Source organism: Dyadobacter sp. CY312 (assembly GCF_021390535.1).
GTDB lineage: Bacteria > Bacteroidota > Bacteroidia > Cytophagales > Spirosomataceae > Dyadobacter.
In genome coordinates this window covers 16372-32515 of the sequence record NZ_JAJUXG010000018.1, presented here as the reverse complement: position 1 = coordinate 32515, position 16144 = coordinate 16372, and the positions used below count along the sequence as shown (strand labels likewise).

The following is a 16144-nucleotide window of genomic DNA, read 5'->3' as shown; positions in this document are numbered from 1 at the left end:
ATTAAATCGGTAATCGTGCCTGCTTTATACTGTATCAATACTTGAGAAGATAAGAATTACAGCCTTTTGGCTCCTAACTGATAAAGTTTTCATGAAAAAGTACCTTTTACTGGCATTCGTGCTTGCTCCCTTCTTTGTATCTGCAAGCCCAAAATATTGGATTTACCTTAAAACAAAAGATAAAAGCGCAGCTCCGGCAGTTTCACCGCTTACCCTGGAAAATAGACAAAAGCTGGGAATGCCCCTTTTCGATGAAACCGATCTTCCTGTAAATGTAGCTTTCGAAACTACTTTGCGTGACAATTCCGTGAATGTGGTGAATCGTTCGAAATGGCTTAATGCAGTGTCTGCAGTGATGACGGGCGAACAAGTGGAGCGGGTTCGTCAGCTGGATTTTGTACAAGACGTTGTTATGATAGATCCCGGATTCTATATCGCGCGTACCCAACCAATTGAAAAAGCGCAAATGGCGCCCGTAATGTCACAGGTACAGGCAACGGCATTTCTCAAAGAAGGAATTACAGCCAATAACGTAACGATTGGTGTTATTGATGCTGGTTTTTACGGTGCGGATTCTTCTCTCTCGTTATCTCATATTTTTTCAAATAAAAGAATTCTTGGCATCCGTGACTATGTAAAACCGGGTAGACCAGGTGATTTGCTTTTCAGTACGGCAGAGTCTTTTTCCGACATGCACGGAACTGAAGTAATGGCTGCCATCAGCGGAATTGATAACCATGATGAGATGCAATATGGCATGGCAACCAACGCAAAGTTTTATCTGGCTCGTACGGATTATTCCTTGCGTGAGTACCGTGGCGAAGAAGACAACTGGATCGCGGCCATGGAATGGATGGATAGCCTGGGTGTTCGTTTGATCAATACGTCATTGGGTTATGCCAAAGGGTTTTCTGACCCAAAAGAAAATTATACGCCCTCACAAATGGATGGCAAAACCAGCGCCATTACAAGGGCAGCTCAAATTGCTTCTGACAAAAAAGGATTGATGCTGATTGTTTCCGCCGGAAATGAAGGTGATGACAAAGGCTGGGGAATTGTATCGGCTCCGGCAGATGCCAAAGGTGTTTTGTCTATCGGTGCCACCAACGCCAAATTATGGAATCGGATTGGGTATAGTAGCGTAGGGCCGGAATTTCTGTCGTATGTGAAACCCAATGTTTCCTGCTTTTCGCTGTACGGTACTTCCTTGTCAGCACCGGTAATTACAGGTTTTGCAGCTTGCCTGTTACAAGCGAACCCCAAGCTGACCAATAAAGAGCTTATTGATGTGATTGAAAAATCGGCACACTTGTATCCATACGGCAATAACTATGTGGGCTACGGAGTGCCTCTTGCTTCACGCGCACTGGCTTTGGTGAAAGCGCCTTATTTGCCGAATAACTCCAAACACATCATTGCAAAAGGGCGTAGTTGCGATGTCGATGTGACCAGTGCCGATTCATTGGTGGCGATTTACAGAAAGAAAAATCAGAAAGATGTATTGTCTCAGCAGATCGGTAAAGTGCAGAATGGCAGGGTTTCACTGAAACGCCAGAATGGGGAGCGCTTTACCACCATTGATCTTAAAGATTCGGTTATTGAAGTAGAGTGGAACTGATAACTGCGTAATTTAAAGCACCGAGATATTAATCATGCTGAAAAACCGGAACAAAAAGTAACTGTTCCGGTTTTTTCTTGCACATTTCGCTTATTACAGAGGTTAATTTTCTTTTTATCAAAATGCCCGAAATTTCATTCAGAAACCAATTTTATGATAGTGTTAACGAGCACATAGCCGAATTTTTAGCCGAATTTTTGAAAAATCACAATAGATTTTTCTATCTTTATTGCGCTGAATGTTATGTTATCCATTAACTTAACAGTTCGGTTGTCCAAAGCAATATTCCTTAATCTAATCACCTAATACCTACTATAATGAATACTTCTCGCAGAGATGTTCTAAAAATGGCTGGTGTTGCGCTGGCAGGCAGCGCACTTCCAACGATCGCCATTTTGAACCCGAATCGTGCTTTTGCCGGCGTAAATGCCGAAACACTTAAGGTGGGCCTTATTGGCTGTGGTGGACGTGGCTCCGGAGCTGCCAATCAGGCTCTGAAAGCAGATCCGAATGTGGTTTTACATGCCATGGGAGATATTTTTAAAGATAAACTGGATTCATCTTTTGCGAACCTTACCAAAGTTCACGGCAACAAAGTACAGGTTGACGAAGGTCGTAAATTTGTAGGTTTTGATGCTTTCAAAAAAGTATTGGATTCGGGTGTTGACGTAGTTCTTCTGGCAACGCCTCCTCATTTCCGTCCTGAGCACCTTACGGCTGCCATCAATGCAGGAAAACATGTGTTCTGCGAGAAACCGGTAGCTGTGGATGCTCCTGGTGTAAGAAAAGTTCTGGATGCAGCGAAACTTGCGAAACAAAAGAATGTGTCGTTGATGTCGGGTTTCTGCTGGAGATACCATGAACCAAAACGCGCCAGTTTCGCAAAAATTCTTGACGGTGCGGTAGGGGATATCTCGGCCATCTACAATACATATGATACAGGTACATTGTGGTCTTTCCCTCGCGTAGCGGGTTGGTCTGATGCTGAATACGTGCTCCGTAACTGGACTTACTATACATGGTTGGCGGGCGATCACATTGTGGAACAGGCTGTGCATAGTATCGACATGATGTCGTGGGCAATGGGTGGCAAATTACCAATTTCAGCAACCGGAACAGGCGGACGACAAGTACGTACCGATGCACTATTTGGTAATATCTTTGACCACTTCGCCATTACTTATGAATACGAAAATGGTGCAAAAGGATTCCATCACTCTCGTCAGCAAGCCAATTGCGAAAACAGTTACCTGGTGGAAACATTAGGTACAAAAGGACGTGCAATGGTTAACTGCGCAAGAAATGTTCATGAAATCTATGGACAAAATCCATGGAAATATGAAGGCGTACAAAACGACATGTACCAGACTGAACACAACGAACTTTTTGCTTCCATCCGCAGTGGAAAACTGATTAACGACGGTGAGTATATGGCACAAAGTACGCTTCTGGCAATTATGGGTAGAATGGCTGCCTATACAGGTAAGCGTGTAACGTGGGATGAGGCTATGAATTCAACTGAAAAGCTGGGTCCTGATACTTACAGCTTCGATATGACACCACCTGTTGTAGAGGTAGCACGTCCGGGAATCACTTCTTTCTCATAAAATAAATCTGTTTTTTGTAGACTGTTGATACGTTTTATGGATGGTTTGATGACGCTCAATTACGAAAGTAAACGGAGCGCCGTCAAACCATCCTAAATATGCTCACTATGTCTATACTGCTCAGATTGTTTTCTTCCACAAGGATACTATTCCATTATTATGCAAAGAAGAGATTTTCTTAAAAATAGCGCATTGGTAACCACCGCTGCTGTGGTTGGAACTGGTGTCGCTTCCACTGTTGCTGCATCTAATTCCGGCATTTATATAAAACCAACGGTTTCAGAAATCATCAATCCATTGGCGAGACCGATGGTGAAGAAAAGTTTGAAATGGGGAATGGTAAAAGAGGAATTGTCTATCATGGACAAATTCAAACTTCTGAAAGACCTTGGATATGATGGCGTTGAGCTTGATTCTCCTGACAAACTGGAAATGAAAGAAGTGCTGGCAGCCCGGGATAAAACTGGTCTGGAACTTCCGGGGACGGTTAACTCCATGCACTGGAAATTACCTTTATCTGATCCGGATCCTAAGAAACGGGAAGAATGTGTCAAGTCAATTGAAAAGGCACTTCGCGATACCAAACAATATGGCGGTACGACTGTACTTGTGGTTCCGGGTGTGGTGAATGCAAATGTTACTTATGCTGAGGCATATGAGCGCTCTCAGGCGGAAATCCGGAAAGTGTTGCCGGTTGCGGAAGAAACAGGCGTGAAAATTGCTTTCGAAAACGTCTGGAATCAGTTTTTGGTGAGTCCGCTGGAAGCTGCACGATATGTCGATGAGTTCAATCATCCTTTGGTCGGCTGGTATTTTGATGTAGGGAATGTGCTTCGTTACAGCTGGCCAAATTCCTGGATTGAGGCACTCAATAAGCGCATTCTAAAGCTTGATTTGAAAGAATTTAGTTTCAAAAAACAAAATGACCTCGGTCTGTGGAAAGGCTTTGATGTTGAGTTTTTTGAAGGTGACTGCAACTGGCCGGAAGTTAACAAGGCATTGCAAAAAATCGGTTACTCAGGCTGGGCATCAGCCGAAGTTGCCGGTGGCGACAGAAAACGTTTGCTAACCATCCGTGAGAAAATGGATGATATATTTAAGGCGTAATTATCGTTTTATAGTTTATAAGAAAAAGCCCGGCACTACCGGGCTTTTTCTGGTTTTTAAAACCTTATTTCTTCTTTTGAAGCGCTCGTCGATAAGCCTTTATCGTTGTAATTCTCAGCTGGCCGTTCTCGACAAAGACTTTTTTATATTCTTTAAATTCGTTTTCTTTTCCTTTGAAACCAACAATACACGAAAGGTCTTCGCTCCCTTTTTTAAGTTCCACAGTTGGTTGAATCCCGAAGTTGGGAACCGTGAGTGTGTCTTCTACCCGCAGTTCTTTGTACTGTATTTTTAAGAGGTATTTAAATGTCTGGCCGGTTTCGAAGGCGTCAACAGAAAACTTCCAGTTATTCAGTTTGTCCTTATCTGCAACAGGTTCGCTATAACTCGCTGCTGGTCCTGATTTGACATTACTCCTTGTTTCCGGAATGGTATCATTAACGATTGTCATTCCTTCTTTTTTAGTGTCAGAGCTGGTTTGTTTGTCGCAGGCAAACAGTGATAGGCAAATCAGTAAAGTGCAGTATTTTTTCATAAACAAAAAAGAAAAGTTAGATGGCCTTGCGATAAAGATAGAAAGCTCTCATCAATTTATGCTATTTTACGCCTTAATTGGATTCCTGATTTTTAAAGATAAGCATACATTGCATAATCACATTTTATGTCAATGTTAACTTTCGATTTTAAAAGTCAGGACTAACATTTCTAAACAAACAGACATTTCCTAAGCATTCGTCTATGGCGTTAAACTACATTTTCGTAGCTTTTTTTGTAATTGCATTTGTAATTGCCACCCTCAAATTTATCCTAACAGGAGACGTCCAGACATTTAAAGCCATCACCGAAGGCATGCTCGATATGGCAAAAATTGCCGTAATGGACATCGCCTTGCCGTTAACCGGTGTAATGACTTTTTTTCTCGGTGTACTAAATGTGGGCGAAAAAGCCGGAATAATCAATTCACTTGCACGTTTTATTGGCCCTTTTTTCAATAAGTTGTTTCCCGAGGTACCTGCCGATCATCCTGCAAACGGGCAGATGATCATGAACTTTTCGGCCAATATGCTTGGGCTTGACAATGCAGCCACGCCTTTCGGATTGAAAGCCATGCAGAGTTTGCAGGAACTAAATCCCAGTAAAGACACTGCCTCCAATGCGCAGATTATGTTTTTGGTATTGCATACATCAGGTCTGCAAATCATCCCGCTTTCTATCATTGCTCAAAGGGCCATTTTAGGTGCAAAAAGCCCTTCCGATATTTTCATTCCGTGTGTTGTAGGTACTTATGTTACAACAGTGGCGGCCATGCTCATTACGGCAGCCTGGCAGCGAACCAACCTGTTCAACAAGTCCGTCATGTTGGGATTGGGCTCTGTTACAACCATTATGGGTTTGTTGCTATGGTATCTTTCAGGTTTACCAAAAGAGCAGATCGAGGCCATTTCAATTGTTACCGGTAATTCTATTTTATTGATGGTCGTGGCCGGGTTTCTTTTTTGGGGAATGGTCAAAAAGGTAAATGTATTCGAATCATTTATAGAAGGTGCAAAAGCTGGTTTCACTACCACCGTTACGATTATTCCGTATTTGGTTGGGTTGCTGGTTGCCATTAGTGCTTTTCGTAGTTGCGGAGCAATGGATTATCTTATAGATTTCCTGAAATGGATCTTCTCCTTTTCCGGTTTTAATACAGATTTTACAGAGGCATTACCCGTTGCCCTCATGAAACCCCTGAGCGGAAGCGGAGCGCGCGCGCTTATGATCGATGCCATGAAAGAGTTTGGTCCGGACTCTTTTGTGGGACGGCTGGTTTGTATTTTTCAGGGCTCGGCAGACACCACCTTATATATCGTCGCCCTGTATTTCGGGTCGGTCGGAATAAAAAATACGCGATATGCGATAGTGGCCGGCCTCATTGCCGATCTTATTGGCGTACTGGCTGGTATATGGCTCGGATATTTATTTTTTCACACTTGATAATACACACAAATCACCCTTTACCTAGATATGCAACCGTCCGTACAAAATGGATGGTTGTTTTTTATTGCATCTCGTAATATTGATTATCAAACTTATACAAGCAATGACAAAATCGTTACGAAAATCCGTATTTATTGCCTTAATAGTAGCCGGATTTGCCTCGTTTCAGAATGTTTGGGCTCAGGCTAAGGTTCAGCAGGCGCCAAATACATATTCTCTGGAAGACTGCATCCGGATCGCCCTTGAAACCAATCCTCAGGTGAAAATCTCGGAATTACAGGTGAAGACAAATGAGAATGTCTTTCAGCAATCGAAGTGGCAGCGTTGGCCAAGCCTCAACTTTAACGCAGGACAGGGTTTTAGTTCCGGTCGTAACATTGACCCTTTTACCAACACTTACGTACAGCAAAGTGTAAATTCAAGCAACTACCAATTAGGTGCTTCGATGGTGGTGTTCAACGGATTTCAGTTACAAAATTCCATTAAAAGAAACGATACAAACTTAAAAGCAAGCCAGAAAGACCTGGACGCTGCACGTAATGATCTGATGCTGAATGTAGCACTGTCGTATCTTCAGGTAATAACGAACGAAGAACTGATAGAGGTTGCACAACGCCAGGTAGATGCTTCGGAACTTCAGGTGGAACGTACAGGTAAGCTTGTAGCTGCCGGTACATTGGCAGAAAGTAATTTACTGGATTTGAAGGCGCAGCTTGCCAATGATGAACTGAGCCTTGTGAATGCACAAAATAACAGAGAAACGGCGAAGCTCAGTCTGAAACAGTTGATGAATATGCCCGGAGGTGAGCAGATTGAAGTTGTGAAAATACCGGTCAAAGATCCAACCTTACAACCTTACGACGCCAGCATTCAGGAAGTATATGATGTAGCACTTGGCAATCTGCCGCAAATGAAAGCTGCTGAATTACGTGTGCAAGCCGCAAGACAGAATATAGACATTGCAAAAGGAGCTGGTATGCCATCGTTGTCGCTAAGTGGCGGGATGGGTACTGCTTTCTCTAGTGCAGCGCCAAACCAGCGTTTCATTGCGGATGGTACGGGTAGCACAACCATAGAAGTGCCTTCGGCAACCAGTTTTGTATCTTATCAGGGAATTTCGGTTCCTGTTATCCAGCGTGTAACCACTCCTAATGGGCGACTTCAGGATTTTGGTTATTTCAATCAGCTCGATGGAAACAGAAACTCTTCTGTTAGTTTGAGCTTGCGCATTCCGATCTTCAACCAGTTTCAGGTGAAGTACAATGTTTCAAATGCGAAGATTCAGGAAATGAATGCCAAATACCAGTCGCAGCAGGTGCAACTATCCATTCGTCAAAATGTGGAGCAGGCTTACATTGATATGAACAATTCTGCAAAACGTTACTCAGCAACGGCTAATCAAGTGCAGGCGCTTAGCGAAACTTTCAGGGTAGCTCAGGTTCGGTTTGATGTAGGTGCGATTAACTCGGTAGAATACAATATCGCAAAGGCCAACCTTGATCGTGCAAACTCCAATTTGATCCAGACAAAATATGACTACGTGTTCCGCACCAAAATCCTGGATTTTTACATGAGCAGACCTTTGTCTGATTTCTAGTCAATTCAACACATCTGATAATTATTACCCTTTACGAATTAACTGTAAACGAATAAAAATATGGCGCGTAAATCTTCAAATCGAATATGGTGGATCACCGGAGGTGTATTGGTACTGCTGGTGGCCGGACTATTCGGAGCCAAACAGGCCGGATTAATCGGGAAGCCCAAAACTACGGAAGTGGAATATGCTACTGTGAAACGGAACGACATCATTGAAAGAGTTACTGCTTCGGGTAAAGTACAGCCGGAAGTGGAAGTGAAACTCAGCCCTGATGTGTCTGGAGAGATCATTAGCCTCAATGTAGCCGAGGGAGATTCTGTAGTAAAAGGTCAGTTGTTGCTGAAAATACGTCCAGACAACTACGAATCTTTAATGGCGCGTGCACAAGCTTCTGTGAATTCGAGTAAAGCCAATTATGAGCAAACCAAAGCGATGGTTTTACAGGCAGAATCACGTTTGGTGCAGGCAAAGGCTAATTACGAAAGAAATAAAAAGCTATATAACGACAAAGTAATCTCTGCTTCGGATTTCGAAACTTTTGATTCCAATTATGCCGTGGCTCAACAGGATGTGGAATCGGCAAAAGCAAATGTTTCAGCTGCTTTGTTCAACATCAAAAATGCGGAAGCAGGGATGCGTGACGCAGCAGAGAACTTAAGAAAGACAACCATTTTTGCGCCAGTGAGCGGTATCATTTCCTTGCTGAATGTGGAAGTAGGAGAGCGTGTGGTTGGAACTTCACAAATGGCAGGAACCGAAATGATGCGTATTGCTAACCTGAGCAACATGGAAGTGCGTGTGAACGTGAATGAAAATGACATCGTGCGAGTATCAATTGGCGATACTGCCGAAATAGATGTGGATGCATATAGCGCTTCGGGACGTAAGTTTAAAGGTATTGTAAAAGAAATTGCCAACACGGCGGCGGGTGCGGCTACCAGTACGGTTACCACAGTTTCTGCTGATGCGGTTACCGAATTCCAGGTGAAGGTGAAAATACTGAATGAATCGTTCAGTGATTTGATGAGCACCCGTAACAAGAAAGCATATCCGTTTAAGCCGGGTATGACGGCTTCGGTAGAGATCATTACCGAACGTAAAAACGGCGTGGTTTCCGTACCTATCGCTGCGGTAACAACACGGAACAATACACCTGCTGAGGAAGTTAAAACGGATGAGCAGGCGGGGACTGACGATAGCAAGAAACCTAAAAAAGAAGCGGTGATTAAAGAAGTCGTTTTTGTTGACGTGAAAGGAAAAGCGGAGATGAGAGAAGTGAAAACGGGTATCAGTGATTTCGAAAATATTGAGATCGTATCTGGTGTGAAAGAAGGCGATCAGATTATCTCAGGACCATATATAGTAGTGTCGAAAAATCTGAATGCGGGGGATCTTGTTGAGAAAAAGAAAGAAGAAGAGAAAAAAGACGATAAAAAATCAAATGAAAAGACCAACTGATACGTTGTAAAAGCGTAATAAGTTCGATTTAGTTTAGGTTAAAAGAGAAATCCTTGCGGCTTTGCTGCAAGGATTTTTTATTTAACCCATCAATTTTCAGAATCTGCCGCTCAATCCCAGATTGACAATTCCCTTGTAGCCATAGCCTATTTCGGCAAATGCACCTACTTTTTTGCCAAAACGAATACCAAGTGGTGTCACCTGAAAAGTTATTGCAGTATCCTGGTAAGTCTGGTCAGGGTAACTGATTAGCTGATCCTGTCGATAAAAATTTCCGAAGCCGGCTCCGCCATATAAAGTGAATTTGTCTTTTTCCTGATAATAGAGTTTCATCTCGAATGCCATCACAGCCGTTTTGGTTCGGTAACCGGGTTTGTTACCTTTTTCATGTAAACCGCTGTATTGATGGCTATTGTACCCGATTCCCATTCCCACTGCTACTTTTGGTTTGATTCTGTAATAGTAGGACAGATTGGCCATCGTTTTCGGTTCAATCCTTTTGGGTTCGGATCCAAAAAGAGACCTCACGAAATTTTCCAGCATATCCATCACCACGTATTCATTGGCGTAGATACCTGCTCCGATTTGTATTTCATTGCGGCTCACAGTTTGCGCTTTTGAATGGAAAGAGATTAAGAGAGAAGCCACTAATGTTGCAAGAAGTCTCGTTCTCATGATTTCTTTTGGTTAAAGAGTGAAAGGATTCACTGACCAGTCAGAATTTAGCGCTGACTCCAAGATTTAAAATGCCTTTGTATCCCCAACCAAGTTCTGCAAAAGCACCTGTGTTTTTCCCGTATCGGATGCCGAAGGGCGTAATCTGGCCTGTTGGTCTGAGTAAGGTTCTGGGCCTGGTTTCAGGTTTTTCTAAGTCCTTTTCGTAACGCAGCATACTTCCCAATCCTGCGAGTGAATACATTGACAATCTGGATTTATTCATATAGATGAACTTTGTTTCAAAGGCTATGAGGACGCTCCTGTCCTGGTAATTGCTTGGCGATTCGAAGAGATATTGCCTGTATGCTTCACCAGCCGTAACTGCTCCGGTTAGCCCTATCGAGAATTTGGAACGCAGTTGATAGCGGTAAGAAGCCGAAAAGGAGTCCGAGAAATCCATTTTTCTAGACGGAGTTGTGTTCAAAGTTCTGAAAAACAGTAAGCGTAGGGCATCATTGACAAAACGTTCCCGAGCCCAGGGACTGTAGCCGATCTGAACTTCACGATTTGTGTCAAGTTGGGCTTGACAAGTTAAACCAAGAAAAAGCAGAGATGTTAACATGTGACTTTTCATGGGACTTTTCGGTTTAGTGATGTGTATTAATTTACTGCCTCAAAGCAATAGACATTGTAGTTTGTGGACACAAATATTTTACCTTTTCTACCATCTTTGCTAGGTAAGCCAGTTACGAATCCGCTGAACCAAGAATCATGACGGTTTTCGACCTTAATGTCTGGCGAAGGCATATCCCAGATTAACTTGCCGGTTAGCACCTCCACAGCGAGTAGATATTTTGTATATATATAGTAAACAACCCCGTCTTGAAAGAACAGATCGCTTGTAAGTGCACTGGATTTTTGAGTCCACAATAGCGATCCGGTGCTGGCATCCACACAATAGAGTATAGCATTGTCGCCGTTAAGTAAAAGCTTACCTTCTGCAAGGATAAAATCATTAAAACCGGTGAACATCTCTGTTAGATTTCGTCTCCATATTTCTTTCCCGGTCATAAGTTCAAAACATCCCACCGTAGTGAGTGATGTCATATAAACTTTGTCGTTGTGTATTATGGGTTTGAGACATGCCGTAGCACCGCCGATGTCTGGGCGAATAGCTATTCTTTCATAAATCCACTTGTTTGCTGTAAGATTAAACAATCCAAAATAACCTCGGGTATGGTTGTACTGATCCTTGGGACCCGGTTCTGTATGCGGAATGATCAGATAATCTATTCCGTCCCGACTAAATGCCTCTATGTGGAGCATGGAGCCTCGGTATAACATAGAATCCACATTAATATAGGCATATTCATTACCCAATTTGGGACTTGTGCTCTGAATGAGTTTTCCGGTATGTATATTACCTACAAAAATGGTCGGTTCAATCCTTCGTTTTTGTGTAGATTGTATACTATTTCCAGAAAAAAAGTACTTATCACCTAAAAATGCAGGATATGGAGTCAGAGTGAGCTCTGGATTTCGTATTTTCCAAATCGTTGTACCTGTGAGGGTATTGATCCAATAAGTAGTACTACCATCATGCAATAACATAGTACCCCGGTCTAAGCCAATACTTCGGTGTAAACTGCCAGCGTTTTTGTTATGGAAATCATCCCAACTCCACAAGTTTTTACCGGTTTCAATATCTTTAAGTTGTAGGTAGTCTTCACCATCACCAGTGTACGAAGATGATTTACGTCTCGCCATTGCTAAGACACCTCTGTTGTCAACAACGAAGCCACGGTAAAGCCCAGTTGCTAGAACTCCGTCTGATATAGAAGATTTCCACAGGAAAGGTTTTTCGGTCACCACTCCATCCTTGTCGATTTGGGTGGTAATTTTCTCCGGATTGCAGGCCAGCAGGCCGGAGAAAAAGAGAAGGTATAGTACCCTTTTCATGTCATCGTCGGTCTATTCTGAATACACCACTACCCTCTCCATTGTCAAAAACCCAATTTAAAATAGGCTCCAACCTGCCAGGATTTTTAAATTCTCCATGATTGAGACCTGGTGCCTCTTTATGGTACCCCTGCCATGCACCTCCGATATTCTTTTGTGATTCGTCTATAACAACCCCATCGCTGGATTTGTCATGGTAATGTAATAAACTGTAGGATAGGTGAGGATACAATATGAGCGACATTGGGCTGGATCGGGCTGGGTATCACAATAGGTGTAGTAGTATTCCTCTGAACAAGTATTCTCCCAATACGTACCGTTGATGGTTTCCACCCAGGTTGCACCAATTACCTGTTGCCATCCTGTGTTGGAATCCGTGTTCATCCAATTACGGCCCTCCTCCCATTTTCCTTTTCTCCATTGGTGGAAGCCATGGAAGGGAAAGTTAACCCAACTCTGAAATTCTTCGCCATTCACCATAAGGTTGTAAAGGTCAGCGATATCTGATGCTAAGTTAACTCCGTTAGTTTCAGAGTCTCCAATGACATAAGTTCCAAGAACTTTCCACAGTATTGGATAGTTTTCGCTCCCCCAAATGAGTATCTTGGGTACATAGGAGGTTTGGCCTGCTCTCGTGTTCTGGTAGTTACTCCCGGGTTTTAAATCTTCAGCTGTCTGGCCTGATAGTCCGAATTTGCTCATAAGTCGATTGTTTGCCCATTCCGCAATTGAATTAGAGTATAGTGTAGCAAGAGGTTGAATAAATGAAAATTCAAGACCTAATCCAGGCCAAATAGGTGGAGATACCGCAGATCCTACGTTCGGTCCCGCCATCATCTTGTCTCTTCCACTGCCTACAAAAGCCGTGTTGGTGCCGTCGGAGGCCGATGTAGATATTTGTGCTCCACGTAGTGGTGATCCCATTGTTATCACACCATGCCAGTAGGCACTGTTCCACAGGGAAACTTGCCTAACGGCCGCACCACCTAGGCTGTGTCCAATACCTAGGCGAGTTCCTCCTCCTTGTGTCTTATTGTCTACCTCAACTGCCATTTCATGAATACCAATGTTTGTAGTAAAGGACTCCCTGTTTGAGGAAGTAATTTGTCTTTCGGAAAAAAAGAAGTTGTCTACTGATTCTAAGGATTCGTGGTTTCCTCCTAATCCGTGTATCCAATCTATGCCGCGGCTTTGTCCTAGGATGGGCAAAGGATTGTTTACAATTAGTTGGGATAAGAGAATGTATCTTACAATTTGAGATATCGTTTTCATAGTTTTATAGAGTAGATGTTAAATGTTGATTTCCACTTTCATATTACTGTAAAATGTTTGCTTCATATGTCGGGTTTTTAAACCTGTTTTAGGATCTTCAGTAAAAGACTCAGAAAAGATTTTTTCAATCTGGTTACCTTTTTCTATTGGAGTATAAAAAATGGAAGAACGATACAATAGTTTGTTGCTATTCTTGTCATGGAGCGTTTCACCAAGCATTCTCTTGCTTTTAAAATCATAATATTGAATAGCGTATTTTGATAGGTTTTCCATACTTTCATTCATCTCAGGTGCAAACAAGGATAAATCGTATTTGATTTTTGTAATACCTCTTTCCACCTTTATTTCTGCATTTTTGCTCCTTGCGATCCCCAGTATATGAACCTCATTGATTAATGGATGCCCCATTAATTCAGTTGCTACTTGATCTTTGTTGATTTCCCCCGATTCTATTATTTTATTAGCTAGTTGAGAAAAACGTGTTACTTTGAGTTGAGACTTACCTGTTTCTTGACCACTTTGATCATAAAAATGAGCAACACCATTTTTTACCACAGTTTTGCTGGAAAGAACGGTTTCGAAATTTTGCTGCCGCAACACAGGAGGTAATAATTCAAGCTTCGAAGGTTCCAATTGAGTTGTAGTAATTTCATATTCTCCGTCTGCAAATAGCTTAAATTCAATTTTTTGTCTGTCAAGTCTTGGCTGCGCTGCTATTTCCAGAAATGGCTTCTCCTTAGAGTTTTCTGGTATTTTTGAGAGAAATTGTGTAGCTGTAAGTTCCTCAATTTCATAAGTTGAAGAGAAAAGTGGATTAGACGAAAATCTGGCGGAGTTAGAAACTTCATCAATTGAGGATGTTCCTTCTCGAAGCACATTTTTTTCGCAGGAAGAAACTCCAAGTGATATCGTTAGCAAGATCAGGCAGTTTAAGGAATACGACATCCTTAAACAAGGCTTGTGTTGTGAAGGTAATGTTTGGTTTTTCATGTTGTTTTAAGTTTGAGTTGATCAATTTTTCTTCGATCAAAGTAAATTATTCTTCTAATATTTATATCTTGTCGTACAACATCAATTCAACTTGTTGCAGGACATTATTTTAACTTGTCGTACGACAAGATTTGCGTTGATCGGTGGAAGCGATTGTGTTTTATAAGTGTACAAAACAATTCATTTATGGATAACAAAAGACCGCTTCATCAATTGCTACAAGCGCTGAGTACGCCCACATTCGAACCTTTCAAGGAGCATTTCATGCAATTGGTAAAACCCAATCTTATCCGAAAAGGAAGGGTACTTGTGGATATTGGTCAGGTAAATTCTGCGATTTATTTTATCGAAACCGGTGTAATTCGTTCGTACTACCTCAAAGGTTCAGAAGACATTACATCCCGACTGGTTGCGGAGGGAGAAATCGCCTGCGTGGCCGAAAGCTTCTTTTCTCAGCATGTATCTGATGAGGTAATGGAAACACTGGAAGACACAATGGTGTATTCCATCTCGTACGAGGCATACCGTCAGTTGGCGCAGGAAAATATACTTATAGCACAATTGATTATTCAGTTGCTGGAACAGCGCCTCGTGAGTTTTAGCGAACGGGTGCGGCTGTTTAAATATTTGTCGGTAGAGCAGCGGATTGAATACTACATCAATCAGCCTTATTCTTTGTTCCGCCGTGTGCCCGACCACTACATTGCAACATACCTCGGAACTACTCCTGCGACGTTCAGCAGATGTTTAAAAACAGCCAATTTGGAGAAAATTCAACATTAAGCAGTTTACTTTGTAACTTCCTTTTTCATTTTTAAAAAAATGGAAACCGTGAAGTAACAGACAAACATCAACCATGAGTTTTTTAAGTAATACAAAAATTGCGGTGATTGGAGGCGGAAGCTGGGCAACGGCTTTGATCAAAATACTCAGTGAACAGGCTAATGTTCAGATCCGCTGGTGGCTGCGTAATCAGGACGATATCAACCACATCCGTAAGTTTCATCACAATCCCAGCTACCTGAGTGATGTACATCTTTCTCCCAAAAAGATAAAGGTTTTTGAGAAAACAACCGATGCTGTTAAAGGTGCGGATTATGTAATCCTGGCTGTACCGGCTGCTTTTGTGCAGGAATCTTTACAAGGACTTTCTGAAAAACATTTCAAAGGAAAACGTGTAGTTTCTGCCATTAAGGGCATGATTCCCGATCAGAATATACTCGTAACCGATTGGGTTGCGGAAAAATATAAAGTGCCGCTGAAAGATACCTGCGTTATTGCGGGCCCATGTCATGCCGAAGAAGTGGCTTTGGAAAAACAATCCTACCTGACTATCGCTTCTACGGACAATGCCACAGCTGAGGAATTTGCAAAACTGATGACCTGCCGCTTCGTTACGGCCAATCCGCTGGAAGATTTGTACGGTGTAGAGTATGCCGCTGTGATGAAAAACATTGTGGCGCTTGCTTGCGGAATCACACACGGACTGGGTTATGGAGATAATTTCCAGGCAGTGCTTGTTTCCAATGCAATGCAGGAAATTGGCAGGTTTGTGACTGCACTTGACCCCCGAGAGCGCGAGATCAGCTCGTCGGCTTATCTGGGTGATCTTCTTGTAACTTCATATTCTCAATTTAGCCGCAACCGTCTTTTTGGCAATATGATCGGCCGTGGATATAGCGTAAAAGCAGCTCAGCTGGAAATGAAAATGATTGCAGAAGGCTATTATGCCACACGGAGTATCATGGAAATGAACAAAACTTTTCATGTTAATATTCCGATAACGACCGCTGTTTACAGCATTCTTTACGATGAACAGGCTCCGGCAGGAGTAATGGAAGAATTGAAAAAAAATCTCAAATAGTAGCCTTTTGGCAATATCTCAACGTATTCACA

14 protein-coding genes are annotated in these 16144 nt (G+C 42.4%); 8 read left to right on the top strand and 6 right to left on the bottom strand.

Features of this window, described 5'->3' with window-relative positions; translation table 11 throughout:
* The first annotated feature begins 91 nt into the window (after positions 1-91).
* From LZG71_RS23445 to LZG71_RS23435, 3 genes are all read left to right on the top strand, one after another.
* On the top strand, positions 92-1618 hold the full coding sequence (locus LZG71_RS23445) for a S8 family serine peptidase (RefSeq protein WP_233824540.1): 1527 nt from the start codon (positions 92-94) through the stop codon (positions 1616-1618).
* Positions 1619-1965: 347 nt separating this feature from the next.
* Positions 1966-3225: a Gfo/Idh/MocA family protein gene (locus LZG71_RS23440; RefSeq protein ID WP_409013666.1), complete on the top strand. Its 1260-nt coding sequence runs from the start codon at positions 1966-1968 to the stop codon at positions 3223-3225.
* A gap of 159 nt (positions 3226-3384) precedes the next feature.
* Entirely contained in the window at positions 3385-4332 is a 948-nt protein-coding gene (locus LZG71_RS23435) for a TIM barrel protein (RefSeq protein WP_233824536.1), read from the top strand.
* Between the two features lie 64 nt (positions 4333-4396).
* Here the strand turns inward: LZG71_RS23435 and LZG71_RS23430 are convergent, their stop codons facing one another.
* Positions 4397-4867: a hypothetical protein gene (locus LZG71_RS23430; protein WP_233824534.1), complete on the bottom strand. Its 471-nt coding sequence runs from the start codon at positions 4865-4867 to the stop codon at positions 4397-4399.
* Positions 4868-5070: 203 nt separating this feature from the next.
* Between LZG71_RS23430 and LZG71_RS23425 the strand changes: the two genes are divergently transcribed.
* The 3 genes from LZG71_RS23425 (at position 5071) to LZG71_RS23415 (ending at position 9370) form a co-directional block, all read left to right on the top strand.
* The gene (locus LZG71_RS23425) at positions 5071-6309 is read left to right on the top strand and encodes a nucleoside recognition domain-containing protein (protein WP_233824532.1); all 1239 of its coding nucleotides are present in this window, start codon (positions 5071-5073) and stop codon (positions 6307-6309) included.
* Positions 6310-6415: 106 nt separating this feature from the next.
* Positions 6416-7909, top strand: coding sequence for a TolC family protein (locus tag LZG71_RS23420; RefSeq protein WP_233824530.1), 1494 nt, complete (start codon positions 6416-6418; stop codon positions 7907-7909).
* 60 nt (positions 7910-7969) lie between these two features.
* Complete coding sequence (locus LZG71_RS23415; RefSeq protein ID WP_233824528.1) at positions 7970-9370, top strand: efflux RND transporter periplasmic adaptor subunit; 1401 nt, start codon at positions 7970-7972, stop codon at positions 9368-9370.
* Positions 9371-9466: 96 nt separating this feature from the next.
* Here LZG71_RS23415 and LZG71_RS23410 read toward each other — a convergent pair whose 3' ends face one another.
* The 5 genes from LZG71_RS23410 to LZG71_RS23390 form a co-directional block, all read right to left on the bottom strand.
* The gene (locus LZG71_RS23410) at positions 9467-10045 is read right to left on the bottom strand and encodes an outer membrane beta-barrel protein (protein WP_233824527.1); all 579 of its coding nucleotides are present in this window, start codon (positions 10043-10045) and stop codon (positions 9467-9469) included.
* A gap of 40 nt (positions 10046-10085) precedes the next feature.
* Positions 10086-10661 (bottom strand): hypothetical protein, encoded by a 576-nt coding sequence (locus LZG71_RS23405; protein ID WP_233824525.1) that lies wholly within the window; start codon positions 10659-10661, stop codon positions 10086-10088.
* Between the two features lie 26 nt (positions 10662-10687).
* Positions 10688-11986: a PQQ-binding-like beta-propeller repeat protein gene (locus LZG71_RS23400; protein WP_233824523.1), complete on the bottom strand. Its 1299-nt coding sequence runs from the start codon at positions 11984-11986 to the stop codon at positions 10688-10690.
* A gap of 165 nt (positions 11987-12151) precedes the next feature.
* Positions 12152-12910: a hypothetical protein gene (locus LZG71_RS23395; RefSeq protein ID WP_233824521.1), complete on the bottom strand. Its 759-nt coding sequence runs from the start codon at positions 12908-12910 to the stop codon at positions 12152-12154.
* Positions 12911-13276: 366 nt separating this feature from the next.
* Positions 13277-14248: a hypothetical protein gene (locus LZG71_RS23390; RefSeq protein ID WP_233824519.1), complete on the bottom strand. Its 972-nt coding sequence runs from the start codon at positions 14246-14248 to the stop codon at positions 13277-13279.
* Between the two features lie 186 nt (positions 14249-14434).
* Between LZG71_RS23390 and LZG71_RS23385 the strand changes: the two genes are divergently transcribed.
* Positions 14435-15031 (top strand): Crp/Fnr family transcriptional regulator, encoded by a 597-nt coding sequence (locus LZG71_RS23385; RefSeq protein ID WP_233824517.1) that lies wholly within the window; start codon positions 14435-14437, stop codon positions 15029-15031.
* A 73-nt stretch (positions 15032-15104) separates the two neighbouring features.
* A complete protein-coding gene (locus LZG71_RS23380; protein ID WP_233824516.1) occupies positions 15105-16112 on the top strand; it encodes an NAD(P)H-dependent glycerol-3-phosphate dehydrogenase in 1008 nt (335 codons plus the stop codon).
* Positions 16113-16144: the final 32 nt, after the last annotated feature.

Excerpts from the sequence above, each read along its gene's own strand:
- LZG71_RS23445 (WP_233824540.1), top strand. The coding sequence starts at position 92 with ATGAAAAAGTACCTTTTACTGGCATTCGTGCTTGCTCCCTTCTTTGTA.
- LZG71_RS23440 (WP_409013666.1), top strand. The coding sequence starts at position 1,966 with ATGGCTGGTGTTGCGCTGGCAGGCAGCGCACTTCCAACGATCGCCATT.
- LZG71_RS23435 (WP_233824536.1), top strand. The coding sequence starts at position 3,385 with ATGCAAAGAAGAGATTTTCTTAAAAATAGCGCATTGGTAACCACCGCT.
- LZG71_RS23430 (WP_233824534.1), bottom strand. The coding sequence starts at position 4,867 with ATGAAAAAATACTGCACTTTACTGATTTGCCTATCACTGTTTGCCTGC.
- LZG71_RS23425 (WP_233824532.1), top strand. The coding sequence starts at position 5,071 with ATGGCGTTAAACTACATTTTCGTAGCTTTTTTTGTAATTGCATTTGTA.
- LZG71_RS23420 (WP_233824530.1), top strand. The coding sequence starts at position 6,416 with ATGACAAAATCGTTACGAAAATCCGTATTTATTGCCTTAATAGTAGCC.
- LZG71_RS23415 (WP_233824528.1), top strand. The coding sequence starts at position 7,970 with ATGGCGCGTAAATCTTCAAATCGAATATGGTGGATCACCGGAGGTGTA.
- LZG71_RS23410 (WP_233824527.1), bottom strand. The coding sequence starts at position 10,045 with ATGAGAACGAGACTTCTTGCAACATTAGTGGCTTCTCTCTTAATCTCT.
- LZG71_RS23405 (WP_233824525.1), bottom strand. The coding sequence starts at position 10,661 with ATGAAAAGTCACATGTTAACATCTCTGCTTTTTCTTGGTTTAACTTGT.
- LZG71_RS23400 (WP_233824523.1), bottom strand. The coding sequence starts at position 11,986 with ATGAAAAGGGTACTATACCTTCTCTTTTTCTCCGGCCTGCTGGCCTGC.
- LZG71_RS23395 (WP_233824521.1), bottom strand. The coding sequence starts at position 12,910 with ATGGGATCACCACTACGTGGAGCACAAATATCTACATCGGCCTCCGAC.
- LZG71_RS23390 (WP_233824519.1), bottom strand. The coding sequence starts at position 14,248 with ATGAAAAACCAAACATTACCTTCACAACACAAGCCTTGTTTAAGGATG.
- LZG71_RS23385 (WP_233824517.1), top strand. The coding sequence starts at position 14,435 with ATGGATAACAAAAGACCGCTTCATCAATTGCTACAAGCGCTGAGTACG.
- LZG71_RS23380 (WP_233824516.1), top strand. The coding sequence starts at position 15,105 with ATGAGTTTTTTAAGTAATACAAAAATTGCGGTGATTGGAGGCGGAAGC.